A 26,602-nucleotide genomic window follows, 5' to 3' on the forward strand; every position below is an offset into this window, starting at 1 on the left:
TGTAATTCGGGCAATGTACCACAGGCCGCAGTTGTAACTGTAACGGCTACTGTGGGTACAGGTACAGCGCCATATACTTATAGCTTCAATGGCTCAGCGAGCTACACATCAGCTAATACCTTATCAGTATCCGATAATGGAACAGACCAGGTTATTGTTTATTCAGTAATGGATGCTAAAGGCTGTATTGTTGGAGGAAATATTACAGTAGATAAATATTTACCGTTGACCGGTATGGATTTATCAGCTACTCCTATCTATTGTAATACAGCAGGTACTGTTGCAACAGTAACAGTGAATTCGGTATTAGGGGGAATAGCTCCATATACTTATGAAATTATTTCACCGGCTTCAGCAGTAACTGTTCCAGGAGCAGCAAATAGTTTTACTAATTTATCTCCTAATACTTATGTTATCAAAGTAACCAGTAGTAATGGTTGCAGTATAACTAAACCGATTATAGTTGAAGAAGCGGATAAAATAGCTGTTTCACATCAAATACTTAATGATGTGTATTGCAAAGGTGGTAACACAGGAGCAGTGGATTTCACAGTTTCTAATTATATCACTGCGGGTAACTATACATTTAGCTTAACAACTGGTTCGACAACTGTAAATTCATTCACTCAAAATGGAGATGTTATTAGTTACACGGGTCTAATTGTAGGTAACTATACTTTCTCTGTTACCGATAATGTTTCCGGTTGTTCAGCTCCGATTAATTTCACGATTAATGAGCCAACAGCAGCCTTAAGTTCAGCTTCAATTGCAACACATATTAATTGTAATGAAGATAATGCAACGATTACTGTAACAGCAAACGGAGGAACATTGCCTTATAGGTATGCTGTAGCAAAAGCAAGTGATCCGGTTCCAACAAGTTTTGTAACAAGTAATCAGTTGGTTGTAGATACCAATAATGGTGCTGATGTAAACTGGATTGTGTATGTACTAGACAGCAATAATTGTGATGCAAATAATGTTCAGCTAATTGATTTAGATAAGAACCCAATTATTGCCAGCGCAGTTGCGACACAATGTCCAAGCTTGACAGGAACTTACGAAATTACTGTAACAGCAACTGGATTTAGTTCAGCATTACTATATAGTATTGATGGTGTTAGTTATAATACCAATAATGTTATTACGGTAAATACTCCGGGTACATATAATGTAACAGTAAAAGATGCTAATGGTTGTCCTTCAATTGTTACTCCGGTTACTATTATGCAGCCATTAATCCTTACACCTACAGTTACTTCTTCTCCTTCATGTACAGATGGTGATGGTGTGGTAGCTGTAGCAACAACAGGAGGTTCAGGAAATTATGAATACAAAATAGATAGTGGTACTTACGGTACGACTACACCATTTACAGGTGTGGCTTCGGGTTCACATACAATTCATGTTCGTGATATTACCACTGGTTGTGAAATGAAAGCTGCTATCGAGCTAATACCAGCGACTCAAATTACAGGATTTACATTAAGTTCAACACCTTTAACTTGTAATGGAAGTAACGATGGTACTATTACAGCAATAATCGATACTCCGGCACCAGGTATCAATGATAATCCGAAATACACATATAGTTTGAATGGAGGTATTCCACAAGATTCACCTGTATTTACTGGATTAGCTGGAGGAAATTATACAGTAACAGTTAGATCTGAAAGAGAATGTTTCGATACTAAGTTAGTTACAGTTATTGAGCCAACTGTTGTAGTTATTAATACTGTAGATGTAATTCAATTTGTTTGTACCACAGGTAATACATCTAATTTCGCTACTATTACAGTTGATCCATCAACAGGAGTAGTGGGAGGTTCAGGAACTTATGTGACTTATGAATTTATCAAAGATGGTACGCAGGTTCAAAAAGGTACTTCAAATACATATACTGAATTTGACTTATCAGGCGGAACTTATACTGTAAATGTTTATGACAGTAACGGTTGTATGGGTACTTATGCATTACCTATAACAATTGATCCATATATTAAGCTGGATAAAATAAATGTTGTTAAAACTGCTATTACATGTGTTAATCCAGAAAGTATTGTTGCTACGGCGGTTGATGCTTCCGGAATAGCAATTGCAGGTATTCAATATACGTTGACAGACGTGAGTGGAGCAATTACATTCGCTTCTAATACAACAGGTAATTTTACAGGTTTAGCGGTTGGTGATTATATCATTACGGCACTAAATCCGACAACAGGATGTAGTATCGAAAAAGCACATTATGTAAACGAGCCGAATACTTTCGATTTAAAAGTTGTAAAAGATAGTGATGTAGTTTGTTTGGGTTCGAATGAGGGTGCGGTAACAATTACTTTAATTGATAATATTGGTAATCCGGATGAAGCAGGTGCTTTTGATTATACAGTATCAGGACCTGTACCAAGTTCAGGAACTTCTGCAACAGCAGTAATGCCACCTTTAACTGGTTTAAAAGCAGGAAACTATACTGTTTCAGCGACATTAAAAAATAGTCCATTCTGTACGGTGTCTACAACGTTCACTATTGGACAGCCTGATGCAGCATTGAGTATTTCAGAAGAGCATACTGCTATTACTTGTATCACAGGTAATAATGATGGAAGTATTTCTGTAACAGCAACTGGCGGATGGGCAGGCGGATATGAGTATAAATTAGTAAATAGTGTGGGTACAGTTATTTCTGACTGGTCTGCAACTTATGAATTCCCTAACTTAACTGCTGAAACGTATACAGTAAGTGTTAGAGATACAAAAGGTTGTCCGGTAAGTGTTGATGTGAAGCTCGAAATTCCAACACAAATCTTGGTAACAGCTACTCCTGATATGACTATCGTACCATGTTATGGAGACACTAGTGCTACAATCACAGCAACTAATGTAAGTGGAGGTGATGGTATAAATTATTCCTATACTTTGAATAGAATAATGCCTACTGAAGTAATTTCTTCAGGACCGCAAAACTCACCAAGCTTCTCAGGTTTAGGAGCAGGAACTTATAGCATTACAGTTACCGATGGATATGCTTGTAAAAATACGTCTGCTGAAATAACAATCACAGAACCAACCATTGTTGTACCTTCATTAATACAATCAGGTTATGCAACATGTTTCACGCAAGACAGTTTAACGTTGAGCGCAACTGGTGGAACAGGTTCTTATACTTATAGTACAGATCCTAATTTCACTACGGTACTTGGGTCATTTACAGCTACTGTACCAGCTAAATTTAATGTTGCACCGGGTGAACATAAGTATTATGTAAAAGATACTAATGGATGTGTTGGTATTGTTGCGATTATTACTGTTCCAGAACTTCCGGAACTTGATATTAAAGTTGATGTTCAAAATGCTGTTATCAACTGTAAAGGAGAGTCAACAGGTGTTATTGTAGCCACTGCTGAAGGTGCTTTAGGAAACTATGTTTATAGTTTATTAAGAGTAAATAGTGATGGTACAACAACAATCGTTCAGGGACCAAAAGCAGATGGAAACTTTAGCAATCTCCCTGCAGGAACTTATACCGTTCATGTGGATAGTGGAGATTGTGCTAAAGATTCAGATATTCCAGTTGAAATTACTGAACCTAATGCCCCAATATTTAATACTCCTTCCCATACAGATGTGACTTGTTACGGTAGTAAGAACGGAAAAATTGTTATTACAACAACTGGAGGAACAGGTTCTTATATTTATGCAATATCTCCTTATATGAACCAGTTCTTTGATGATGGAATATTTGAAAATTTAGAACCGGGACCTTATACTGTACTGGTTCAGGATGCATCGGCAGGTTGTACTGAATATTTAGATTTTGAGATCACAGAACCAACACCTATATACGCTGAAATTACTCCAAATAGTATCCAGCCGGAACAATGTAAAGGAGAGAAAAATGGTAGTTTCGATATAGATATTAAAGGAGGAACTGCTCCATACAGTGTTAGTTTGGATGACAAAAAAGGACCTTTCGTTCTTATTGGTGGTACTTATGACAGTACTACCGGAGTTCATTACTCTTTTGAAAATCTTTCTGGTGGTAACCATAGTGTTTATATCATAGATGCCAATGGATGTGATTACGAAGTTTCGGTTCCGATGGATGAAGCTGTTGAACTTAACCCAACAAATGTGGTAACGTATGACTGTGTGAATAACGCAAACGCAAACATGGTTACAATTGATCCGGGTTATGATGACCATAGCCAAATTGATTATAGTCTTGATGAGGGAACAACAATCCAGCAAAGTAACATCTTTACAAATCTTACTCCTGGACCACACACAGTAACAGTAAGACACACTAATGGATGTAGTGTAGACACTAATTTCGATATTAAAGCTATTGCTCCATTGACTTTGGCATTATCTGCCGGACAACCAGAGATGAATGTAATTTCGGTTACAGCATCAGGTGGATCACCAGCTTATGAGTATAGTTTCAACGGAGAGGACTTTACATCTGCTAACAAATACAAAATCTACAAATCTGGAGATTATAAAGTAATAGTTAGAGATCAAAATGGATGTACATTTGAATTAATCGTTCCTATGACTTATGTTGATGTTTGTATCCCGGACATCTTTACACCAAACGGTGATGGCCAGTTTGACGGATGGGGTCCTGGTTGTACTAATATTTACAACAACCTTGAATTCTCTATTTTCGACAGATATGGTCGTGCGATTGCAAAATACCGATACGGTCAGGAATGGGATGGTAAATACAATGGTGAGGAATTACCAACAGGTGATTACTGGTATGTTCTTAAACTAAATGAGAAGAAAGATGATAGGGAGTTTGTTGGACATTTCACTTTATACAGATAACAAAAAGAAGTGCCCCTATGATGTTATCTAAAAAAATTATTACAATGAAAAAATTAATAGTATCCTTAGTACTCCTGGCTGTAACATCAAGTTACAGCCAGGAGCTAAACCTACCGGTGTTTACGCAATATTTGGCAGATAACGCTTTTGTGCTTTCACCCGCATATGCAGGTATTGGTGACAATGTTAGAATCAGGGTCAACGGATTGACACAATGGGTTGGGATTAAAGATGCACCCGAAAATCAGTCTGCCTATGTTGATTTCAGGCTTTTAGACAGATCAGGAGTTGGTATTTCTCTTTACAACGATAGTAATGGAGATACAAAACAAACAGGTGCTAAGTTGTCATTTGCGCATCATATCATTTTAGATTATTATTCTAAGCAGTATTTGTCTTTTGGTATCTCTTATAATATTAACACTTTCAAAATTGATCTTGATAGTAAAAAATATACTGGAGATCCAGGAATTAACGGTAACCGTGCTACATCAAATAATAACTTTGATTTAAGTGCATTGTATCGTAACAAAAACTTTTTTTTCAGTTTTAATGCCAATAACGTTTTAAAGAAAAAAATTGATGTAGAGAGAGTAGGCGAACCAGATTTGCTGTCTAATTTTCAAATATATTCTGGATTTACGTTTAGTGACAGAGATAACAACCGTATCGAATATGAACCTTCTGTTTTTTTCCAGTATTTTGCAAATGATAAACGTTCAGCTACTGATTTTAATTTTAAATACAGGCATTACAATAGTTATGAAGAATATTACTGGGTAGGAGTTTCATATCGTATGCTTAATGATCAGTTTGCAAAGCCTTTATCTGTTGGACCAATGGCAGGTTTTATGAAATCCAAATTCTATTTTGGATATTCTTATCAGATAATGTTTAACGATTTAGGATACTACAACTCGGGAACACACGTAGTAACTCTGGGATTTGATTTCCTTCAGGCATTAAGTAGCTGTCCTTGTACCGATAGTCCTGTTCATGATTAATAACATACATTTGAAATAGTAAAGACTTTAAGCAAATACTTTTAAACGAATCGCATAATTGACTGGTTTCACCTCATTAATTTGATTGTAACCCCGAAGATTGTTAAATTTGAATAAATCAATTCGATTTATGAAAACAAAGCTTTCGTTTTATGCCCTGCATCTGTGTCTATGTTTGGTCTTTTTATTTTTACCTTATGCATTTGCATCGACAAAGACGATTTTTGCGTGGCCTAATTTGTACTCAAATGAACATGATCGTATTTATTTTTTCATTTATTTCAGTTTGCTATGTTTTTTTTATTTTAACTATTATTATTTAATTCAAAAATATTATTTTCAAAACAAGCAATTATTATACTTTATAATGATTGCTTGTTTTCTTTTATTTTTTCTTTGGATTTCGAGATTCTTAGACCGACCGGATCATAATTTTTTAGATTTTAGAAACCACCCAAAACCCTTTTTAAACCATCCGAATCCTTTTCAAAAAGGAATAAAACCGCCTCCACATTTTCATAATTTGCCATCAGGACTAATGTCTTTTGATACAAAAGGAGGGCCTCCAACTCAATACGGACATACCGCTTTGGTTTATTTACTTGGGGTAATTTCAAGTTTATTGTTTGCTATATCCAGTCGATTGCAAAATGTAGAAAAAGAAAAAATGAAATCTGAACTGGCTTTTTTGAAGGCTCAGATTAATCCCCATTTTTTGTTTAATACATTAAATAGTATTTATGCCCTGGCTTTAAAAAAAGATGACAAAACTCCCGATGCCGTGATACAATTATCTGAATTAATGCGCTATATTATCACTAATGCAAATGATGAAGTACTCGATTTAAGCAAGGAAATCAATTACATTACTAATTTTGTTTCACTCCAAAAAACACGTTTGGGAGATACGGTTAGTATCGATTATAAAGTAAATGGAAACGCTTTTGGCAAGGCAATCACACCACTTATTTTAATCTCTTTCATAGAGAATGCTTTTAAACATGGTGTAAATCCTGACAAGACTTCAGAAATTTGTATCGCTATTGATATTCATGAAAAAGACTTAACACTGATGGTATCCAATAAAAAAATATTTTCGGTTGAATCTGAAACCGGAATCGGACTGCAAAATACAATTGAAAGATTAGCGTTATTATATCCAGACAGACACCAACTTAAAATTGAAGACAGTCATGATAAATATATTGTAAACTTAACCATTGAAGTAGGATGATAAAAGCAATAGCATTAGATGATGAACCACTGGCATTAGAAATTTTGCAAAATCTGTGTGTGGAAATTGAGTATATCGATTTGCAAAAAGTGTTTACAAAGTCTGAAGAAGCTTTTAAATATCTTAAAAAATATCCTGTTGATTTGCTGTTTTTAGACATCAATATGCCTTCTATTTCAGGATTGGATTTTTATAAAAAACTGCCGCACAAAACAATGGTCATTTTTACTACAGCCTATTCTGAATTTGCTGTAGAAGGTTTTACTTTAAGTGCTACAGATTATCTTTTAAAACCCATTTCGTTTTCACGGTTTCAGCAGGCTGCAGAAAAAGCACTTCAACAATGGAAAACACAAAATCAGAATTTAGAGCAACACTATCTTTTTATCCGGGCGGATTACAGTTTGATAAAAATCCTTTTTTCGGATATTTTGTATATCGAAGGTTTAGATGATTATCTCAAGATTCATATTCAGAACCAAAAGACGGTCGTGGCCAGAATGACTTTAAAGGTATTGCTGGAAAAACTTCCTTCGCCTGAATTCGTTCGTGTGCACAGGTCATTTATTGTTCCTGTTTCTAAAATAGAAAAAATAAGAAATAAAATTATTTATTTAAACGATAAGGAAATTCCTGTGAGTGCGAGTTACGAAACCGATTTTTTTGCGCTGTTAAATGATAAAGGCTGAGTTCCACTATTCAAGGCTATAAGTTCATAAGCCTCTACTTTTGCTTTTTAAGACCGTTTAATTTGTTTTATTATTATTCAGAATTTGTAAAAATTCAGCTTCATAGCTTGTTCCCAAAGGGATTTCCTTATCGTTTAAATAAATGATTTTATTGCGATATGATTCCATATTTGGTATTGAAATTATATAAGAACGATGTACTCTTATGAATTCTGTTGGAGACAATTTTTCCGACAAGGATTTCATTGTCATTCTTACAACCAAAGTCTTTTGATTTTTGATGTGTACTTTTAAATAATTATCTAATCCTTCGATGTATAAAATATCTGAAAGCAACACTTTGGTCAAACCATAATCAACACGGAAAAGAATATAATTTTGTTTATCAGCTTTTTGAATTTGATTTAGTTTTTTTACTTTATCAATAGCTTTCAAAAAGCGATCATAACTAAAAGGTTTCATTAAATAATCTGCAGCATTCAATTCATAGCTTTCCGCAGCATATTCTGCATAAGCAGTTGTAAATATTACTGTTGTTTCCTGAGAGATCGACTTATAAAAATCAATTCCCGATACAGAAGGCATATTGATGTCCAAAAAAAGCAAATCTACCGGGTACTCTTCCAGGTAAAACCTTGCATCTTGGGTTTTTGTAAAGAATTTTACTAAATTCACTTCTTTGCTTTGATTGCAAAAAGCTTCTAAAACTTCCAGTGCCGGTAATTCATCGTCTAATGCAATTGCTGTTATCATGTTAGTTCTATTCTTAGGTTTACCGTGTAAACATGTTCATCTTCCTCAATTTTTAAAGTATGTTTTTTTGGATAATAAAGCTGCAATCTATCATATGTATTTTGCAAACCAATTTTTGAAGACTCTATATTTATAATGCTTACTTTATGATTAAAAACCGTCATGTTTAAATGATCTTCAAACACTTCGATTGTTATTTTTATAACAGAATTTTCATCCGGGTTTACACCATATTTAAAAGCATTTTCTATAAACGGGAATAATAATAACGGAGCAATTTTGTATTTCGAAAAATCCCCATCAGTTTTATATTCCAAATCGATTGAATTTCGCAATCGTGATCTCTGTAAATCAATATAATTATCAATATAGGTGATTTCTTTTTCTAAAAACACTTCATTCTGATTCGAATCTTTAAGTAAATACCGCATGAATTCTGATAATTTTACAATTGTATCAGCAGCTTTATCATCTTTTTTAATAGATAATGCATAAATACTATTTAAAGTATTGAATAAAAAATGCGGATGAATTTGTGTTTTAAGGTGTGAAAGCTCCGCTTGTAGTTTTTCGTTCTCTATGATTTTGTTACGAACTTTTTCCCGAAGAAACGCTGAAGAAAAAATGACAGCTGTAAACAGAAAAATATGGTGCCTGATTTCCTCAAGAAAAAAGAATCCGTTTGGACGTTTTGGCATAAAATCGCTGCCAGGTTTATGGATTTCAGGAAGGAACTCATCATGTGGAGTAAAAGGATTATGGCCGGTAATAACAGAAGGAACAATGCAAACTATCAATAAGCAAATGATAATAATAAAACCATATAAAACATACTTCTTCTTTATATAAAGTGTTTCTATTAAAACATAAAAATTCAGAAAAAAGAAAAGAAGCATCAATAAATTGGCTAAAAAATCTCGTTGAGTTGCTTTTGTAAACAAATAATTTTCTTCTTCAGGAGGATGAGGTGAAAACAATAATGGAAGAAACAGAAAGACCAGGCTTCCTATAATTAAAAACAGATATGATTTTAGTTTCTTTTGCATAATGATGTAAAATTATGCAATATTAAACAGTAACAAAAAAAATGTGGTGAAATCGAAGAATGTGGTTGTGTATGCTATTATCCAAATTTTAAATGAACAAAAAAAGGCAGAATTAGTTTATCATAATTCCGTGATGCAAAAACATATTTTTCAGGGTATATTTTAAATTACAAAGACAAAAAAGAGATGATTTTCATTTGTTTACCACTACAAAAGTGCTGTTAACCACAAAAAATGACTACGCTGAAATAATCATTTAATTTTGAGGTTTTTAAGTTTTAAAAACCATAAATCTTTAAACAACTATGAAAAAACCACAATTATTTTTTTTAGGAGCTATTGCTTGTCTATTGACAATTGCATTCGCCTGCAGCAAAAGTGACGATGATGATTCTTCTTCCAGTAATTCAGCTTCTGTTACGGCACTTACAAGTGCTTCTGCTGTTTTTTCTTCAACAGCTATCATTAATGTTGCTTATACCGGAACTGCCACACTTCCTTACACTGGTGGTAATGGGGTAGCCTATTCAGCAGGAACAGCGGTTTCATCAACTGGAGTTACGGGTTTAACAGCTACATTGGTGGCAGGAACATTGGCAAACGGAGCAGGAAATCTTACTTATACCATTACCGGAACACCAACATCATCAGGAGTTGCTAGTTTTGTAATTACATTTGGAGGACAAACCGTAACCATTACTTTGACTGTAAATTCTGTCGCTACTGCCGATTGTTCATCAGCTACAGGAGTTGCAAAGGTAGTTTGTTTGGCGAATGCTTTTTTGGCAACATTAACTACAACACAGAAAGCATCAGTAGTGCTTACATTAAATCTTTCCAATGCCAAGAGATGGTCTAATTTACCTTGCGGTTTATCTTGTCGCAACGGATTAGCTTTTAGCAGTCTAACAGCAGTTCAGCTTGCAGCGGCAAAAGCAGTTATAGCTGCGGCAAGCGGTACAGGCACAGAGGAAGGGTATAATGAATTTATTGGAATTAATACGGCTGATGATTATTTGGGCACGCTTTCTTCAGGAGGCTATTCTTCAGGTTATTATGTAATTGCATTTTTAGGTACACCAAGTACAACAGGTAAATGGCAATTGCAATTTGGAGGTCACCACTACGCTCAAAATATTACTTATGATTCAGGGGCAGTTGTTAGTACTACACCATCACATCAAGGAATTGAACCTACAACTTTTACGTATAATGGAACAACATATTCACCAATGGCAGCTGAAAAAGCCGCAATGGCAGCTATGTTAGCCTCTTTTACTACAGCTGAATTGGCTAGTGCAAAGATTTCATCTACATTCTCTGATGTCACAATGGTTCCGGGCTCTACTACCAATACATTTCCGACGACAAAACTTGGGATTAAAGTGAGCGCATTAAGTACAGCCGCTCAAGCTAAAGTTTTAGCAGCAATGGCTCCATGGATTAATGATTTAGATGCTACTTCAGCGGCAGCATTTACAACACTTTATACCAACGCTTTGGCTGATACGTATGTAACTTATGCAAGTAATACCAGCGGAGTTTCGGGCAGCGAGAGTTCTTTTTTTACAAAAAACACCGATTATGTTCGTATTGATGGTCCTCGTGTTTGGATAGAATTTATATGTCAAACGGGTGTAGTAGTTCCGAATCAAATTCATTATCACAGTGTCTATAGAGATCATACAAGTGATTATATCGGATTGTAAACATAAATCGTTATCAACAATGACTCACAAATTAATTATAAACAACCGCCATTTCAAAAAATGGTGGTTGTTTTTATTTCTGCTCTTACTTTGCTTTCCGCAAGGAATATTTGCACATCAAACGCCAAGTACCATTGTGTTATTAGATGTAAATCCTAAAACGGTTTCTGTCGAACTCCAATTACCTCTTGGGGAATTAGAACTTGCTTTTGGGCATGAAATCACAAAAGATCCAAACCATTTAATTGAAAAATTTGGGTCACAGCTCAAAGAATATTTATTGGCCCATATTCATCCAATGACAACCAAAGATAAACCCTGGCTAGTTGAAGTTACCAATATGACTGTTGGAAAAGCAGAACAAACCCAGAGCGGACCATATCAGGAAATTACAATACAGCTTGTTCTTATTCCCCCAACAGGAGAAAGTACCCGTAAATTCATTTTTGACTATGATGTAATTATGCATCAATTGGTTACTCATAGCGCTTTGGTTTCTATCCGTAGTGATTGGGAATTAGGAAAAACAAACAAAGAACCTGTAAAAGTTGGTGTTATAAGAGTAGACACCAGATCAACACTCATCTATCCATTAGAAGTAAATTTAGAAAAAGGCGGTAATTGGTGGACGGGTTTCAAAGGAATGTTTGCATTGGGAATGGAGCACATCAAGGAAGGAACAGATCATTTATTGTTTTTACTTGTCTTATTACTACCAGCTCCTCTTGTTGTAAATCGCAAAAGATGGGGAAATTTTGGCGGAACTAAATACAGCATCATGCGTTTGTTGAAAATTGTTACAGCTTTTACAATTGGACATTCCATTACACTTTTAATAGGCGCATCAGGCTGGATCAATCTGCCTGTGAAACCTGTTGAGATCTTAATTGCGGTTTCTATTTTAATTTCTGCTATACATGCCATCTATCCTATTTTTCCAAACAAAGAAGTTTATGTGGCAGCTGGTTTTGGACTCGTTCACGGTTTGGCCTTTGCTACTGTACTTTCTGTTTTAAATTTGGACACAGGTATTATGGTTTTAAGTATTTTGGGCTTCAACATTGGAATAGAAATCATGCAGTTATTTGTAGTTATTCTCATAATTCCATGGTTAATTCTGTTGAGTCAGACTCCGGTATATAAATGGGTTAGAATTGTATGGGCGCTGTTAGCCGGAATTACTTCCCTTGCCTGGATTTTGGAAAGGGTTTCTGAAAAACCAAATAAGATATCAATTTTAATACAAAGTAATTATGAATATGCTCCTTGGGGAATTTTGATATTGGCATTTTTTTCTTTAACTATTTTTGGAGTGAATTACTGGATCAAACGTAAAAAACACACAAGTCAATATACTATTTCCTAAAATTGTTCTTAAAAACCATTAATTTGAATAATGAAAGAATATACATTAATTGTCACGCTATTATTTAGTTTAAACGCTTTCACTCAGACTCAAAAAGGAATTGTTATTGATGAAAACGGAAAACCAATAGAAAACGTGACTATTACTAATCCAAAATCAAATACGCATTCGCATACTAATGAAACAGGGATTTTTAATATTGATAAATCCAATATTGGAGATGTACTGAATGTAATTGCATTAGGGTACAAAAAAAGGACTTATACAATTACCGATTCTGAAATTAGTATTGTGATGGAAAGTGATAGTTTTAAACTGGAAGAAGTGATTATTCCCTCTAAAATAGCTGCCATTAATGTGATTTCAAAAATTGATCTGGAAACCACTTCGGTTAATTCTTCGCAGGAAATTTTGCGTAAAGTACCGGGATTATTTATTGGACAGCATGCCGGTGGAGGTAAAGCAGAACAAATGTTTTTGCGCGGTTTTGATATCGATCACGGAACAGATATTGCGATTAATGTGGATGGAATGCCTGTAAATATGGTTTCGCATGCACACGGACAAGGCTATGCCGATTTGCATTTTGTTATCCCGGAAACGGTTGAGAAAATAGATTTTGGCAAAGGAACCTATTATGCAAACAAAGGTGATTTTACAACGGCCGGATATGTTGATTTTGGAACAAAAGAAAAACTGGATTTTAGCAGTATTGGAGTAGAAGCCGGGCAATTTAATACCTTTAGAACCGTAGGTTTGTTTGATCTTTTGGGAAATAATAAAAAAGAAAGTGCTTACATTGCTACCGAATATATTCTTACTGACGGGCCATTTGATTCCCCGCAAAATTTTAACCGAATTAATTTATTTGGAAAATATTCTTTCGTTTTAGAAGACAACAGCCGTTTTTCAGTTACAGCTTCAAGTTTCACCAGTAAGTGGGATGCTTCCGGACAAATTCCGCAGCGATTGGTGGCTGCAGGAACGATTTCCAGATTTGGTTCCGTAGATGATACCGAAGGCGGGTCAACTTCCAGATCTAATTTTAATGTTTCCCTGTTTAAACCAATTGATGACAATACTTTTTTGAAAGCCAATACCTTTTATTCAAATTATAAATTCGAATTGTTTTCAAACTTTACTTTTTTTCTGGAAGATCCTGTAAATGGTGACCAGATTAAGCAAAAAGAAGACAGAAATCTTTACGGAATCAATGCAGAGCTGAATAGAAACATTCATAAAGAATCGGTTGAGCTGTTATTTCAATTGGGCTTTGGTATGAGAAATGACGCCACAACCAATACTGAATTGTCACATACATTGAATAGAAGAACGACTTTAGAACAAATCAAATTAGGGGATATTGATGAGTCAAATATATTTACGTATTTAAATTCAGAGATTCGTTTGGGCAAATGGCTGATTAACCCTGCCGTTCGACTGGATTATTTTAAATTCGGGTATCAGGATAAGCTGGCCGCTAATTACAAAACACAAACCGAAAGTCAGGCAAAAGTATCACCAAAACTAAATTTCGTTTATTCACAAAATAATGATTTGCAATTGTACATCAAAACGGGAACGGGTTTTCATTCCAATGATGCCAGAGTTGTCGTAGCAAATAATGGAAAAGAAATTTTGCCAACAGCAGTTGGAATAGATTTAGGTACGATTTGGAAACCGTTTTCAAGATTAATTGTTAATTCCGCTTTATGGTATTTGTATTTACAGCAAGAGTTTGTATATGTAGGCGATGCAGGAGTTGTAGAACCAAGCGGTAAAACGGGAAGGTCAGGTTTTGATTTGGGTATTCGCTATCAATTAAGTGATTATTTCTTTTTTAATCTGGATGCCAATTACACCTATGCACGAAGCATTAATGATCCTAAAGGGCAAAATTACATTCCGCTGGCCCCGGATTTTACATCTACTGGGGGATTAAGTTTTCAAAACTGGAAAAACTTTTCAGGCGGTTTGCGCTATAGATATATGAAAGACAGACCAGCCAACGAAGACAATTCGATAGTTGCAAAAGGATATTTTATCTCAGATTTCAATATAAATTATACCTTCAAAAAAATAATTTTTGGTGTTACGATTGAAAATATATTCAATTCGGAGTGGAATGAAACCCAGTTTGCCACAGAATCAAGATTGAAGAATGAAACGGCAAGTGTAGAAGAAATTCATTTTACACCGGGAACCCCTTTTTTCCTGAAAGTTGGAATAAACTATAAATTCTAATTTTTCTGAAATCTATAGAATCTTTTTTAGCCCGGAATATTAGGAGTGGTAATGCAATTTAAGAGAATTCGGGTGATTTTTATTATGGGCTACACCCTGGTCTTATTTTCAAAATATATAGGAAACGTTTTAAATTTTAAAATATTTGATTCTATTTTAACTGTTTTACCTCATAAAAACTTGCTATTACCTCATAAATTTTAAGTTAACTATCGGTTTAAATAATTTTACAACTATAACTGTAAATGGTATTATTATGAAGAGAAAAGATTTTTTAAGAGGTTTAGGCTTAGTAGGAATAGGTTCTTTGGCTATTCCAATTTTAAACGCCTGTAGTAAAGATGATGATTCTTCAGAAACATCAAGCGATACAGATACAGCTACAGATACCGGTTCCAGTTCTGGTACTTCTGGGGATTGTTCGGTTACTTCTTCAGAAACGGCAGGACCGTTTCCTACCAAATCGCCATCTTCTTTGGTGAAGACTAATATTGTCATGGACAGGACAGGTGTCGCTTTTACGATTAATATCACCATTAAAAATACAAAAGCCAGTTGTGCGGCTTTAAAAGGAGCTATTGTTGATATCTGGCATTGCGACAAAGATGGGTATTATTCAGAATATGGAGGAACATCAATGCAGACTGTAGATTATACAGCAGTTCATTTTCTAAGAGGAAGACAAATTACAGATGACAACGGTTTGGTGACTTTTACGTCTATTTTTCCGGGTTGGTATACTAGCAGAGCTACACATATTCATGTTCACATATACAATTCAAGTGGAACATCATTGCTGGTAACGCAAATTGCATTTCCGGAAGGTTCTGGCAGTGCTGTTGCTTTGGTAAATGCATCAACAGCAAACGGATACACTAAAGGTTTGTCGGGTTATACTTATAACGCTTCTGATAATGTGTTTTCAGATTCTGTGGCAAACGAGCTGGCGACAGTTACAGGTAGTATCGCAGAAGGCTTTGTGTTAAAACATACAATAAATGTTGCCAGTTAAAAAACCTAAAAATGATTAAGCAAATTCCAGCTCAGATTTATAAGTCAGAAAAAAGAGGCACTTTCAAATCAGAAAGCCACAATTGTTTTGCCACTTTAAATTTTGAGCATTATCAGGATTTGTCCAGAAAACCATTTGGATCCTTACAAATTTTAAACGAAGAAATACTGGGTCCCCAACATTGTATTTCAAGAGTAATAAAAGCGAATACGAATGTGATTATTTTGCCCTTATTTGGTGGAATAGAATACAATGACAATCTTGGTAATACTGAATTTTTAAGGGTAGAGCAAATTAGTGCTACAGCCATTGATGATGAATCCACTGTTAGAATTTTTAATCCGTATGAAAATGAAAATGTAAGTTATCTTCAAATTGAATTTCAAAAAGAACAAGATGATTTACAAAAGGGTATTCAGCTAACGGAGATCGATTTTAATACAAGAAATGAATTAATACCTCTGTTTGAAATTAAAAAAGGGATTGGTTTTATAGGTGTTTATGATGGAAGAAAAGAAGGTTTTTATACTCTTAAAAATTCTGAAAATGGTGTTTTTATATTTATAATCAGTGGTGCTTTTGAAGTAGAAAACAGACTTTTGGAAACTAAAGATGGTCTGAGCATGAGTAAAGTCGATACCATAGAATGGGAAGCACTGTCTGAAAATGCTGTTTTATTGGTATTTGAAGTTGTCTTAAAATAATGTGATTCAAATCTGAGCTTATGGAAATATCAAAAATAAGGCTGGCATATCGTGTGGTTATTGATAGTTCTTCTACAATTATCTGGGATAAATATGTTTTTGAAGACACTTTTAAGGAATATAAGATGCAGAGCCAGCAATTCAATTCTGTAGAAAATCCTAAAAACACGTTTAGGGAATTATTGGCTGAAAATGAAAAGGCAGTTCAATTGCATTTTTTAGTCGGAATTGCCGCTGATGGATATGTTCAACAATTAAAAGGGAATTTTCACAGGGTTTCTGATGTTTTGGGTAATCAGTATTTTCCTTTTATAAATTATCAGCTCGATATTGTAAACAGTGACATTACCGATCATTCAAAACATAAAATCGGAATCACATTTTATTCTCCATTATTAACTTATTTCGGAATCATAGAACGCAATTATTTGGTTTCCAGGAATACTGAACATACAAATGGATACGAAACCATGATGTTTCCGGTACAGTCACATCTTTCAATTTGTTATATTCAAAAAGAATAAACCAATATTATTTCCAAAAACAAAGAACTGCTATTGTTTTGCCTTTTTTATCCTGTTGGTTGATAAAAAAGGCTTTTTTATACCCAAAATCAGCTTATTTCTTATCAAAATTTGTGTTTAATATTTAATAAAGGAAATTATTTGTGAAATTATAACGATTTCGTTCTTTAAATTATCGGTTTTTTGGTTTATCCAAATTTATAAGAACCTTAAAAGTTCTATATTTGTTTTTCTTTCAAAAAAACCATAAAAAAATTATCAAATGAAAACCCTAAACGATTTCGATTTTAAAAATAAAAAAGCAATTATCCGTGTTGATTTTAATGTGCCTTTGGATGAAAATTTTAATGTAACTGATGCAACACGTATCGAAGCTGCAAAACCAACTATTGATGCTATTTTAGCTCAGGGTGGAAGTGTGATTTTAATGTCCCACTTAGGAAGACCAAAAGGTGCTGAAGAAAAATACTCATTGAAACATATTTTGAAAACAGCTTCTGAAATTTTAGGAGTACAGGTTCAGTTTGCAGAAAATTGTGTAGGTGAACCCGCTCAGACAGCTGCTAAGAATTTGAAACCAGGAGAAGTTTTATTGCTTGAAAATTTACGTTTTCATGTTGAAGAAGAAGCAGGAGATGTTGCTTTTGCAAAAGAATTAGCTTCACTAGGAGATATTTATGTAAATGATGCTTTTGGTACCGCACACAGAGCACACGCTTCAACAACGATCATTGCACAATTTTTCCCAACTGAAAAATGTTTCGGAACTTTATTGGCAAAAGAAATCGAAAGCTTAAATAAAGTACTTAAAAATAGCGAAAAACCCGTTGTTGCTGTTTTAGGAGGTTCAAAAGTTTCTTCTAAAATTACGGTTATCGAAAATATCCTGGATAAAGTTGACCACATGATTATTGGTGGAGGAATGACTTTTACATTCATTAAAGCGCAAGGTGGTAAAATTGGTGAATCTATTTGTGAAGATGACAAACAGGATTTAGCACTAGAGATTTTAAGACTAGCTAAAGAAAAAGGCGTTCAGATTCACATTCCGGTTGATGTAATTGCTGCGGATGATTTTTCAAATACAGCAAATACGCAAGTTGTTGATGTAACAGCAATTCCTGATGGATGGCAAGGTCTGGATGCAGGTCCTAAATCTTTGGAAAACTTCAAAAAAGTAATTTTAGAGTCCAAAACAATCTTATGGAACGGACCTTTGGGAGTTTTTGAAATGGAAACTTTTTCTAAGGGAACGATTGCTTTGGGCGATTATATTGCTGAGTCTACTGCAAATGGTGCTTTCTCACTTGTTGGAGGTGGAGATTCTGTAGCAGCTGTAAAACAATTCGGTTTCGAAGACAAAATGAGTTATGTGTCTACTGGTGGCGGAGCCATGCTCGAGATGTTAGAAGGAAGGATTTTACCTGGAATTGCAGCTATTTTAGACTAAAATATAACAATTAACATTTTTTTTTACAGTTTTTAAGCTTATTCTGCTTAAGTTTGTAAAAATACCACTTCTGTAATTCTTTGGATTATAGAATTTTAAAAAAATGTTATATGATTATAAGAAAAATTTCCTTAGCCGTTTCGGTCTTCTTTTCGATAACTGTTTTTGCACAAAATACAGCTAATTCAGAAGTTAAACCCGAAGTAAAGATTTCGTACTTAGATTCAGTAAAAAATTCATTTGTCAAAAATGATTTGGCTATATGCGTTGATAGCCTTTGGATGAATGAATTGACAAGTCTCGATATTTACGATGATCTGACCAAGGATATTCAGACAATCAATAAAGATGTTACGGTTGATCAGGAATTGCCAACAGAACTGCTTAAACAGCGCCTTCAGGCAATGAATGAAAAATCACCTTTTGAAATAGAATATAATCAGGGTTTAGAAAATATAATAAAGTCATTTCTTAAAAATCGAAAAAAATCTTTTTCACGATTAATGTCTTTGTCAGAATACTATTTCCCTATTTTCGAAGATGCATTTGCGAAACAAAATGTTCCTTTAGAAATTAAATATTTAGCCGTTGTAGAATCTGCTTTAAATCCTAAAGCAGTTTCTAGAATGGGTGCCACAGGACTCTGGCAGTTCATGTATGGTACTGGTAAACAATATGACCTTAAAATTGACTCCTATATTGATGAACGCAGTGATCCACTCAAAGCAACCGCAGCAGCTTCAGAATATATGACCAGAATGTTTGCTATTTTTGGGGATTGGGAGCTGGTTTTAGCATCATATAATTCGGGTCCTGGAAATGTTACCAAAGCAATACGCCGTTCCGGTGGAAAAACAAAATACTGGGACATCCGAAATTATCTTCCAAAAGAAACTCAGGGTTATGTACCTGCCTTTTTAGCAACAATGTATCTTTTTGAGTACCATAAAGAACACGGAATACACCCTCAAAGAGCACTAATCAAAAACTTCGAAACGGATACAATTCGAATCAAAGAAAAAATGTCGTTTAAACAAATTGCCGATTTGTTAGACATGCCTCAATCAGAGATTGAACTTTTAAATCCTTCTTATAAACTTAAAATAGTTCCTTTTTATAAAGATGAACAACACTTTTTAAGGTTGCCAAAAGATAAAATAGCAACTTTTGTAAATAATGAAGAAAAAATCTATGCTTATGCAAGATATGATTCCAATATTTATAAAATGCCTTCCCGTCTTGCACAAAAAGTAACTCCAAAGACAAAGACAAAACCCGTAAAAGTTCCTGAACCGGTAGATCTAGAATCCTATATAGTGCAAAAAGGAGACAATTTAAGTTCAATTGCCCAAAAGTATGATGTTTCTGTTACAGATATTAAAGTATGGAACAACCTTAAGAGCAATTCACTAGTATTAGGGAGAGCTTTAAAAATAAAGCCTAAGGATTTTGTTTCCAAACCTTCTGAAATAATTAAAAAACCAACCGAGACAGCAGTTGCATCAGCTGAAATATCTGATAAAAATGAAATTGAGGTTGAATATATCGTAAAGAATGGGGACAACCTGGGCAGTATTGCTAAAAAATTCGACATCACATTGTCAGAATTAAAGGAATGGAACAACCTGACAACAAATAATCTGGCATTAGGGAAGGTTTTAATTGTTTCTAAAAAGGAAAATACTGTTGCTGAAACTACAGTTGTTGCTTCTAATTCAGTTGATTCTTTTAAGAAAAAAGCAACTACAGCAAAAACTGTTGGTCAAGATTATTATGTTAAAAAAGGAGATTCATTATATAGTATCTCCAAAAAATATCCTGGCGTGACTATTTCAGATATTAAAAAATGGAACGGAATTAAAGATGAGGATATAAAACCAGGAATGAAGCTTAAAATAAACGGATAATAAAATATCTTACCTAAATTTGGGTTTTATTTCATAAAATGATAAAAATGAATAAAACCCATTTTTTATTTCTGTTAGTTTCGGTTTTACTGGTTTCCTGTTTTCAAAAGAACGAAAATCAGCCACAGCCTAAACCAGGCAAGACAAATACAATTTCTATCATTATTGACGACCAGCTATGGTATGGTGAAGTAGGTGACAGCATTCGAAATAAATTTGCTTCACCGGTCTTGGGTCTTACACAAGAAGAACCTTTGTTTACCATCAATCAATATCCTGCAAAATTACTGGAAGGTTTTGTTACCGATAGCCGAAGCATTATTGTAGTAAAAAAATCGGCTACAGATAAATTTGAGGTTAAAACAAATATTAAAACCTTACCACACAATACATTTCGAATTTACGGAAAATCAATTGAAGATATTATTTGCAGTATCGAAATGAATTCTCCGGAAATCATTAAGGCAATCCGTCAAACAGAAATTAAAAAAATACAACAGGATAACAGTAAATCACTTTTGAATCCGGCCGTAATCAAAAACAAATTTCATATCGATTTGCAAATCCCTACAGGCTATGAATACATGCTCCATAAAAAGAATTTTATCTGGCTAAAGAAGGAAATTATTAGTGGTAATACAAGTTTGCTCATTTATCAGATTCCACTAAACAGATTAATAAAAAATCAGAATGTTGTTGGAAATATAGTTCGGATGCGTGATTCTGTAGGACATTATATTAAAGGTCGCGAACCAGATACACAGATGATCACAGGAGAAGATTATGCACCATACTTTTCCATTACAACATTAAACGGAAAAAAAACATTTGAAACCAAAGGAACCTGGGAATTAAAAAACGATTTTATGACAGGGCCTTTTATTAATTATGCGATAATTGATGAAGCTTTTAACCGAATTCTTGTCATTGAAGGTTTTTGTTATTCACCCTCGAATCAGGAACGGGATTTAATGTTAGAATTAGAAGCGATTATAAAATCAGTCAAAGTAGATAAGAGATAATGTTTATTTTTTTATACTTTTATAATGAACATTAAATCAGATAATTATGAAAAATGCATTACTCCCGTTATTGATCTTAATTTATTGTTTTTATTCATGTAAAAAAGAAATAAAAACAGAAATAGAAACCACCAAAGCTGTAGAGAATGTAAAAACAGAAGATTCAATCCCTGAAAAACCTCTAGATTCTGCCGCACAGATGAAAGCCTGGATTGCATATGCAACGCCGGGTTCGCCTCATAAAATGATGGCAGATGAAACCGGAACCTGGAACTGCGATATGACTTTTTGGGAAGAAGAAGGCGGAAAGCCAGAAAAGGCAAGTTCTACAGCAGCTATAAAGATGATTCTTGGAGGCCGTTATCAGGAGGCAAATTATCAGGGAACGATGATGGGACAGCCATTTGAAGGAAAATCTACCTTGGCTTACAATAATGCCAGCAAAGAGTACACAACGACTTTTATTGATAATATGGGCACAGGCATGATGATTGCCAGCGGTAAATATAATGATAAGACTAAAAGCATGGAGCTTAAAGGCACTATGGTAAATCCGTTAAACGGAAATAAAACACCCTATCGTGAAGTCTATACCATCGTGGATGCAACAACCCGTAAAATGGAAATGTACGATACAAAAAACAATAAAGAATATAAAAGTATGGAAATCATTATGAAGAAGAAATAGTCTGCCTTAATAATGATTAAAAAAATCCTGATTACGAGATGTAATCGGGATTTTTTTTAAAACAGATATATGGATTCTTCCTGTTTAAGTTATTTAAAATTAATTTTGTTCTTCAAATTAAAATAAATAATAAAATAATACACAATGGAATTAAAATGGAAAATCAAACCGTTTGAAGCATTAACGGTTCATGAATTATATGATTTACTCAAATTAAGAAGCGAGATCTTTGTAGTAGAACAAAATTGCGTTTATTTAGATCTCGACGTTAAAGACAAGAAAGCAATGCACCTAATTGGTGAATATGATGGTAAAATTGTTGCCTATGCGCGTTTGTTTGATGCAGGAATTAGTTTTGATAATGCTTCAATTGGCAGAGTTGTGGTTGATGCGGATTATCGTGACAGAAAATGGGGACATGATTTAATGCGTGAAGCTATTTCTGGTATAAAATCAAATTTTGGAAAAGGAAAAATTACAATTGGTGCACAACTATACTTGAAAAAATTCTACGAAAGTCATGGTTTTGTTCAAACCAGTGAAATGTATCTGGAAGATGATATTCCGCATATTGAGATGATGCTTAATTAAATCCTAGTAATTTTAAACTCCACACGCCGATCTAAATTATCACCCTTTCCAAGTGGATATTTGTTGCCACAGCCCATATAGGTCATTCTGCTTTTGGATATTCTTTTTGATGACAAATAAAAAAAGACTGTTCTGGCACGATTCCAGGATAGTCTCCTTTCTCTGCTCTCCCTGTCGATTCCGTCTGTATACAATTCAGGTGTACAGCAAACATGACCTCTGATTTCAAAATGAATCGTTTTTTTGGATTTCAAAATGGCGGCGATTTTATCCAGTTCTTTTTTGGAAGCAGTTGTTAATTTTGAACTTCCAAGATCAAACAAAATATTTTCAAGCAAAATCTTATCCCCTACTTTTAATTCATTTTTCAGGGAATTGTGAATTCCTTTTCCGAAACTGTTTTTTTTAACGGCGATCAAATCGACCCTTCGGTTTTTAGATCTTGTTTCGTGTAAGTTTTGAACTGTATCAGGTTTGATTATGACACGGCCTTTTCCTTCCAGAATGATTATTTTACTTTTATTAAAACCATTTACAAGTAATATTTCCTGTATAGTAATGACTCGTTTATAGGATAAGCGGTAATTATATTCATCGTTTCCACGGTCATCACAATAGCCATAAATTTGTATGGATTCTATTTTTGTGGTATCAATGTTTTTTACAAAGTCGGTAATAACTTTAGTTTGCTGATTAGTAAGGGTGTATTTGTCAAAATCAAAATAAATGGTTTCGATGGGTTTTTGCTGCGCCGATAAATTGTAAATAAACAACAGAAATAAGGGGCTACAAAGTTTCATTTTTACATCTTTAAAATCGTTTTATAGTCAGCCTGATTGTTTAAGACGGTTACCGCTTTTTTAATTTCTGAATTGTTTTTAATGTAATATTGATACAATCCTTCCTGATATTGATACCTTTTGATGAGTTCTTCCAGAATCAGGTTTTTGATTTCTTTTTGGTTTTTGTCTAATAAGGTAGTTTCACTTTTCTCAAGCGCATTCAATAACTGCTTATATTCAATAACAATTGCTTCGTCTATTTCTTCCTTTTTGGCAGCTGCCAATGTGTTTTTCAGTGCCAGTTCGGTTTCTGTATCAAATGTAAATTTATTGGCTTTTAAATATTGTTTGAAAGCGCTATAATCTGCATCTGTAATCGTTGGAATCTTATCTCCCAAATTCGGGTTTTTATAATAATAGGTTGTTGCGTAATCGAAAATTCCGTCGTTTTTCAGTAAAGCATTTGTAATCGGACTCATTTTAGTTTCATCCAGTTCAATATCCGGCAATACACCACCACCATCATAAACCGTTCTGCCTTTTCGGGTTTTAAAGGCATTGAAATTTTTAGAATCGGTTTTTTGAGCCACACCGTTTTTGTCTTTATGCGCATAATCCAATGCCTGGATACAACGTCCTGAAGGTGTGTAATAACGTGAAATGGTTACTTTTAGCTGTGTTCCGTATGTTAGTTCAACGGTGCGTTGTACCAAACCTTTTCCAAAACTGCGGCTTCCTAAAATCACGGCACGGTCTAAATCCTGCAGGGCTCCCGAAACAATTTCAGATGCCGATGCACTTTTCCCGTTTACTAAAATAGCAAGCGGAATCTGTGTATCTACAGGCTCTTTAGTGGTTTTATAGGTGTTATTGTGTTTTTCAATTCTTGATTTCGTCGTTACAATTACTTCATTTTTTGGAACAAACAAATTACAGATATCAATAGCTTCGTTTAATAAACCACCCGGATTTCCTCTTAAATCAAGAACAATTTGTGAGGCTCCGTCGCTTTTTAGTTTTTCAAGTGCTTCTTTTACTTCAAAGGCTGCTTTTCTGCTAAAATGGGCCAAAACAATATACCCGGTCTTGTCATCGATTTTTCCATAAAATGGTACCGATTTGATATCAACTTCATCCAAAACCAAATCAGTAGTATAAATTTTTCCCTGACGCAGGTATTTTATTTTGATCTTGGTATTTTTCGTTCCTTTTAGTAATTGTGAGGCATCGTCTTTAAAATCAGCAATCAAAACATCCCCAATCTGAATAATTTCGTCACCGGCTTTTAACCCCGCTTTGTCTGCCGGATAATTTTTGTAAGGTTCACGAACAATTAATCGGTCTTTTTTACGGGCAATCATAGCACCAATTCCGGTATATTCGCCGGTGTTGTTAATTTTAAAATTTACAACATCCTGTTCATTAAAGTATACTGTATAAGGATCTAAACTCCCCAACATACTTTTAATACCTTTATCCATCAGGTCACCCGGATTTGTTTCATCGACATAATTAGTGTTTACAGCTTTAAATAACGTCGTAAAAATTTCTATTTGCTTGGCAATTTCAAAAAAGTCGTCTTTGAAACTGGTTCCAATAAATAAAAAGCCTGTTGCAACGGCCGGTATAATGAATTTCTTTTTGAAATAAGGAGGCATATTATGAATTGTCTAAAATTATAAACTACTAAAATAATAATAAATCATCAATTAAGGCGATTCGTTGAGGTGAATCTCATTTCGGTATTTGAAAAGTATTGATTATAAAGTACTTTACAATTCAGCTTTATTTTCAGAATCACTCGTTTTGTTAACCTGTTGGATAAATTTTTCAAACAGCTGAGCCGTTTTTGTGTTAATTTCCTCGTAAGATAATTTGTCTTTCGTCTGATAGAAAAACATTAGAGAATAAGGTTGTTGCATGTTGTCCCAAAGCAAATGCTTGTTCAGTCGATATGTTTCTCTTAAAACCCGTTTGTAATAATTGCGATCAACCGCTTTTTTAAAATATTTCTTAGAAACCGAAACGCCAATTTTAGTTTTTTCATTAGAATTGGCTTCGACCTGGCGGTACACCAAACGCAATGGATATTTTGAAACCGATTTCCCTTCAGAAAACAGTAATCCAATAGTTGTTTTGCTCTTTAAGCGTTCTTGTTTAGGGTAAGTAAAGTTCATTTATTTCAGAAAAAAATGGCAATTTTATGGACAAAGGTACAATTAAAGCATAAAAGCTGTTATTGTTTTCAATTTTTACACCGCTAAAAATTTATTTATTACTTTTGGCAATTAATTTTTTTAAGCATGCAAAAGATAATTTCGTATCCAATCTCTGTAATTTATTATTTATGTTTTGGATTGTGTTTGCTGGTTTTTCATCTAATACAATGGGTTTGCCTTACTTTTTTTGGCTATCAGGCTCACAAAATTAGTGTTGACTATCTGAATTTCTCACTGTTAAGATGTACAAATCTTGTGGGAACCAGATATACAATTCAAAACAGGGAGACTATTCCTACCGGAGTTCCGTTGATTTTTGTATCGAATCATCAAAGTATGTACGATATAATAGCAATGATTTGGTACTTTAGACGTTTTCATTGTAAATTTGTAAGTAAGAAGGAGTTAGGAAGCGGAATTCCAAGCGTATCTTATAATCTGCGACATGGAGGTTCAGTACTAATAGACCGTAAAGACCCTAAACAAGCTATTCCGGTAATCAAAGGCTTGTCTGAATATATTGAAAAAAATACCAGATCTGCTGTAATTTTTCCTGAAGGAACAAGAAGTAAAACAGGAAAACCTAAAGAATTTGCCCAAAGCGGTTTAAAAATCCTCTGTAAATATGCACCTTCGGCGTATGTTGTTCCGGTTAGCATAAACAATTCATGGAAAATGGTAAAATATGGGTTTTTTCCCGTTGGTTTAGGAAATCATCTTACCTTTACTGCGCACAAAGCAATGGCCGTTAAAGATTATGATTTTGCTGAGTTAATGAAATTGACCGAAAAGGCAGTAGTAGAAGGAGTAAATGAATATAAATAGATT

21 protein-coding genes are annotated in these 26,602 nt (G+C 34.2%); 16 read left to right on the plus strand and 5 right to left on the minus strand.

The window, feature by feature from the left end; translation table 11 throughout:
* The 4 genes from DMB65_RS14335 to DMB65_RS14350 form a co-directional block, all read left to right on the plus strand.
* Positions 1-4,830 (plus strand): T9SS type B sorting domain-containing protein (locus DMB65_RS14335; RefSeq protein ID WP_133249518.1); only part of this gene is annotated, 4,830 nt, incomplete at its 5' end.
* A gap of 44 nt (positions 4,831-4,874) precedes the next feature.
* Entirely contained in the window at positions 4,875-5,834 is a 960-nt protein-coding gene (locus DMB65_RS14340) for a PorP/SprF family type IX secretion system membrane protein (RefSeq protein ID WP_165834949.1), read from the plus strand.
* Positions 5,835-6,201: 367 nt separating this feature from the next.
* A complete protein-coding gene (locus tag DMB65_RS14345; RefSeq protein ID WP_165834951.1) occupies positions 6,202-7,068 on the plus strand; it encodes a sensor histidine kinase in 867 nt (288 codons plus the stop codon).
* Entirely contained in the window at positions 7,065-7,757 is a 693-nt protein-coding gene (locus DMB65_RS14350) for a LytR/AlgR family response regulator transcription factor (RefSeq protein ID WP_110307332.1), read from the plus strand. The genes DMB65_RS14345 and DMB65_RS14350 overlap by 4 nt, the downstream gene beginning before the upstream one ends.
* Positions 7,758-7,814: 57 nt before the next feature.
* Here DMB65_RS14350 and DMB65_RS14355 read toward each other — a convergent pair whose 3' ends face one another.
* Positions 7,815-8,510 (minus strand): LytR/AlgR family response regulator transcription factor, encoded by a 696-nt coding sequence (locus tag DMB65_RS14355; RefSeq protein WP_110307333.1) that lies wholly within the window; start codon positions 8,508-8,510, stop codon positions 7,815-7,817.
* Complete coding sequence (locus DMB65_RS14360) at positions 8,507-9,556, minus strand: sensor histidine kinase (RefSeq protein ID WP_110307334.1); 1,050 nt, start codon at positions 9,554-9,556, stop codon at positions 8,507-8,509. The genes DMB65_RS14355 and DMB65_RS14360 overlap by 4 nt, the downstream gene beginning before the upstream one ends.
* Before the next feature lie 305 nt (positions 9,557-9,861).
* Here DMB65_RS14360 and DMB65_RS14365 point away from each other — a divergent pair, with 305 nt between their 5' ends.
* The 11 genes from DMB65_RS14365 (at position 9,862) to DMB65_RS14415 (ending at position 22,773) form a co-directional block, all read left to right on the plus strand.
* Positions 9,862-11,265, plus strand: coding sequence for a DUF3500 domain-containing protein (locus DMB65_RS14365; protein WP_110307335.1), 1,404 nt, complete (start codon positions 9,862-9,864; stop codon positions 11,263-11,265).
* A 19-nt stretch (positions 11,266-11,284) separates the two neighbouring features.
* A complete protein-coding gene (locus DMB65_RS14370; protein WP_110307336.1) occupies positions 11,285-12,631 on the plus strand; it encodes a HupE/UreJ family protein in 1,347 nt (448 codons plus the stop codon).
* 30 nt (positions 12,632-12,661) lie between these two features.
* A complete protein-coding gene (locus tag DMB65_RS14375) occupies positions 12,662-14,875 on the plus strand; it encodes a TonB-dependent receptor (protein WP_110307337.1) in 2,214 nt (737 codons plus the stop codon).
* Positions 14,876-15,131: 256 nt separating this feature from the next.
* On the plus strand, positions 15,132-15,887 hold the full coding sequence (locus tag DMB65_RS14380; RefSeq protein WP_110307338.1) for a dioxygenase family protein: 756 nt from the start codon (positions 15,132-15,134) through the stop codon (positions 15,885-15,887).
* Positions 15,888-15,898: 11 nt separating this feature from the next.
* Positions 15,899-16,591, plus strand: a complete 693-nt coding sequence (locus tag DMB65_RS14385; RefSeq protein WP_110307339.1) for a pirin family protein — start codon at positions 15,899-15,901, stop codon at positions 16,589-16,591.
* A 20-nt stretch (positions 16,592-16,611) separates the two neighbouring features.
* Positions 16,612-17,115, plus strand: coding sequence for a hypothetical protein (locus DMB65_RS14390; RefSeq protein WP_110307340.1), 504 nt, complete (start codon positions 16,612-16,614; stop codon positions 17,113-17,115).
* Between the two features lie 262 nt (positions 17,116-17,377).
* The gene (locus DMB65_RS14395; protein ID WP_110307341.1) at positions 17,378-18,565 is read left to right on the plus strand and encodes a phosphoglycerate kinase; all 1,188 of its coding nucleotides are present in this window, start codon (positions 17,378-17,380) and stop codon (positions 18,563-18,565) included.
* A 110-nt stretch (positions 18,566-18,675) separates the two neighbouring features.
* Positions 18,676-20,472, plus strand: a complete 1,797-nt coding sequence (locus tag DMB65_RS14400) for a LysM peptidoglycan-binding domain-containing protein (RefSeq protein ID WP_110307342.1) — start codon at positions 18,676-18,678, stop codon at positions 20,470-20,472.
* A 47-nt stretch (positions 20,473-20,519) separates the two neighbouring features.
* The gene (locus DMB65_RS14405; RefSeq protein ID WP_110307343.1) at positions 20,520-21,494 is read left to right on the plus strand and encodes a DUF4837 family protein; all 975 of its coding nucleotides are present in this window, start codon (positions 20,520-20,522) and stop codon (positions 21,492-21,494) included.
* Between the two features lie 46 nt (positions 21,495-21,540).
* On the plus strand, positions 21,541-22,182 hold the full coding sequence (locus tag DMB65_RS14410; protein ID WP_110307344.1) for a DUF1579 domain-containing protein: 642 nt from the start codon (positions 21,541-21,543) through the stop codon (positions 22,180-22,182).
* Between the two features lie 144 nt (positions 22,183-22,326).
* Positions 22,327-22,773, plus strand: coding sequence for a GNAT family N-acetyltransferase (locus DMB65_RS14415; protein WP_110307345.1), 447 nt, complete (start codon positions 22,327-22,329; stop codon positions 22,771-22,773).
* On the opposite strand, the gene DMB65_RS14420 is transcribed toward DMB65_RS14415, so the two are convergent.
* From DMB65_RS14420 to rnpA, 3 genes are all read right to left on the minus strand, one after another.
* Positions 22,770-23,573, minus strand: a complete 804-nt coding sequence (locus DMB65_RS14420; RefSeq protein ID WP_110307346.1) for an OmpA family protein — start codon at positions 23,571-23,573, stop codon at positions 22,770-22,772. The two genes, DMB65_RS14415 and DMB65_RS14420, sit on opposite strands and share 4 nt — an antisense overlap.
* A gap of 2 nt (positions 23,574-23,575) precedes the next feature.
* A complete protein-coding gene (locus DMB65_RS14425) occupies positions 23,576-25,213 on the minus strand; it encodes a S41 family peptidase (protein ID WP_110307347.1) in 1,638 nt (545 codons plus the stop codon).
* Between the two features lie 114 nt (positions 25,214-25,327).
* Entirely contained in the window at positions 25,328-25,732 is a 405-nt protein-coding gene (rnpA, locus tag DMB65_RS14430) for a ribonuclease P protein component (RefSeq protein ID WP_110307348.1), read from the minus strand.
* Positions 25,733-25,858: 126 nt separating this feature from the next.
* On the opposite strand from rnpA, the gene DMB65_RS14435 reads away from it, so the two are divergent.
* On the plus strand, positions 25,859-26,599 hold the full coding sequence (locus tag DMB65_RS14435) for a lysophospholipid acyltransferase family protein (RefSeq protein WP_110307349.1): 741 nt from the start codon (positions 25,859-25,861) through the stop codon (positions 26,597-26,599).
* Positions 26,600-26,602: the final 3 nt, after the last annotated feature.

Origin of the sequence: Flavobacterium cheongpyeongense (assembly GCF_003202435.1) — a bacterium.
Taxonomy (GTDB): Bacteria; Bacteroidota; Bacteroidia; order Flavobacteriales; family Flavobacteriaceae; genus Flavobacterium; species Flavobacterium cheongpyeongense.

What these genes read in the sequence shown, in the direction of transcription:
- DMB65_RS14340 (WP_165834949.1), top strand. Translation starts at nt 4,875, where the DNA reads ATGAAAAAATTAATAGTATCCTTAGTACTCCTGGCTGTAACATCAAGT.
- DMB65_RS14345 (WP_165834951.1), top strand. Translation starts at nt 6,202, where the DNA reads ATGATTGCTTGTTTTCTTTTATTTTTTCTTTGGATTTCGAGATTCTTA.
- DMB65_RS14350 (WP_110307332.1), top strand. Translation starts at nt 7,065, where the DNA reads ATGATAAAAGCAATAGCATTAGATGATGAACCACTGGCATTAGAAATT.
- DMB65_RS14355 (WP_110307333.1), bottom strand. Translation starts at nt 8,510, where the DNA reads ATGATAACAGCAATTGCATTAGACGATGAATTACCGGCACTGGAAGTT.
- DMB65_RS14360 (WP_110307334.1), bottom strand. Translation starts at nt 9,556, where the DNA reads ATGCAAAAGAAACTAAAATCATATCTGTTTTTAATTATAGGAAGCCTG.
- DMB65_RS14365 (WP_110307335.1), top strand. Translation starts at nt 9,862, where the DNA reads ATGAAAAAACCACAATTATTTTTTTTAGGAGCTATTGCTTGTCTATTG.
- DMB65_RS14370 (WP_110307336.1), top strand. Translation starts at nt 11,285, where the DNA reads ATGACTCACAAATTAATTATAAACAACCGCCATTTCAAAAAATGGTGG.
- DMB65_RS14375 (WP_110307337.1), top strand. Translation starts at nt 12,662, where the DNA reads ATGAAAGAATATACATTAATTGTCACGCTATTATTTAGTTTAAACGCT.
- DMB65_RS14380 (WP_110307338.1), top strand. Translation starts at nt 15,132, where the DNA reads ATGAAGAGAAAAGATTTTTTAAGAGGTTTAGGCTTAGTAGGAATAGGT.
- DMB65_RS14385 (WP_110307339.1), top strand. Translation starts at nt 15,899, where the DNA reads ATGATTAAGCAAATTCCAGCTCAGATTTATAAGTCAGAAAAAAGAGGC.
- DMB65_RS14390 (WP_110307340.1), top strand. Translation starts at nt 16,612, where the DNA reads ATGGAAATATCAAAAATAAGGCTGGCATATCGTGTGGTTATTGATAGT.
- DMB65_RS14395 (WP_110307341.1), top strand. Translation starts at nt 17,378, where the DNA reads ATGAAAACCCTAAACGATTTCGATTTTAAAAATAAAAAAGCAATTATC.
- DMB65_RS14400 (WP_110307342.1), top strand. Translation starts at nt 18,676, where the DNA reads ATGATTATAAGAAAAATTTCCTTAGCCGTTTCGGTCTTCTTTTCGATA.
- DMB65_RS14405 (WP_110307343.1), top strand. Translation starts at nt 20,520, where the DNA reads ATGAATAAAACCCATTTTTTATTTCTGTTAGTTTCGGTTTTACTGGTT.
- DMB65_RS14410 (WP_110307344.1), top strand. Translation starts at nt 21,541, where the DNA reads ATGAAAAATGCATTACTCCCGTTATTGATCTTAATTTATTGTTTTTAT.
- DMB65_RS14415 (WP_110307345.1), top strand. Translation starts at nt 22,327, where the DNA reads ATGGAATTAAAATGGAAAATCAAACCGTTTGAAGCATTAACGGTTCAT.
- DMB65_RS14420 (WP_110307346.1), bottom strand. Translation starts at nt 23,573, where the DNA reads ATGAAACTTTGTAGCCCCTTATTTCTGTTGTTTATTTACAATTTATCG.
- DMB65_RS14425 (WP_110307347.1), bottom strand. Translation starts at nt 25,213, where the DNA reads ATGCCTCCTTATTTCAAAAAGAAATTCATTATACCGGCCGTTGCAACA.
- rnpA (WP_110307348.1), bottom strand. Translation starts at nt 25,732, where the DNA reads ATGAACTTTACTTACCCTAAACAAGAACGCTTAAAGAGCAAAACAACT.
- DMB65_RS14435 (WP_110307349.1), top strand. Translation starts at nt 25,859, where the DNA reads ATGCAAAAGATAATTTCGTATCCAATCTCTGTAATTTATTATTTATGT.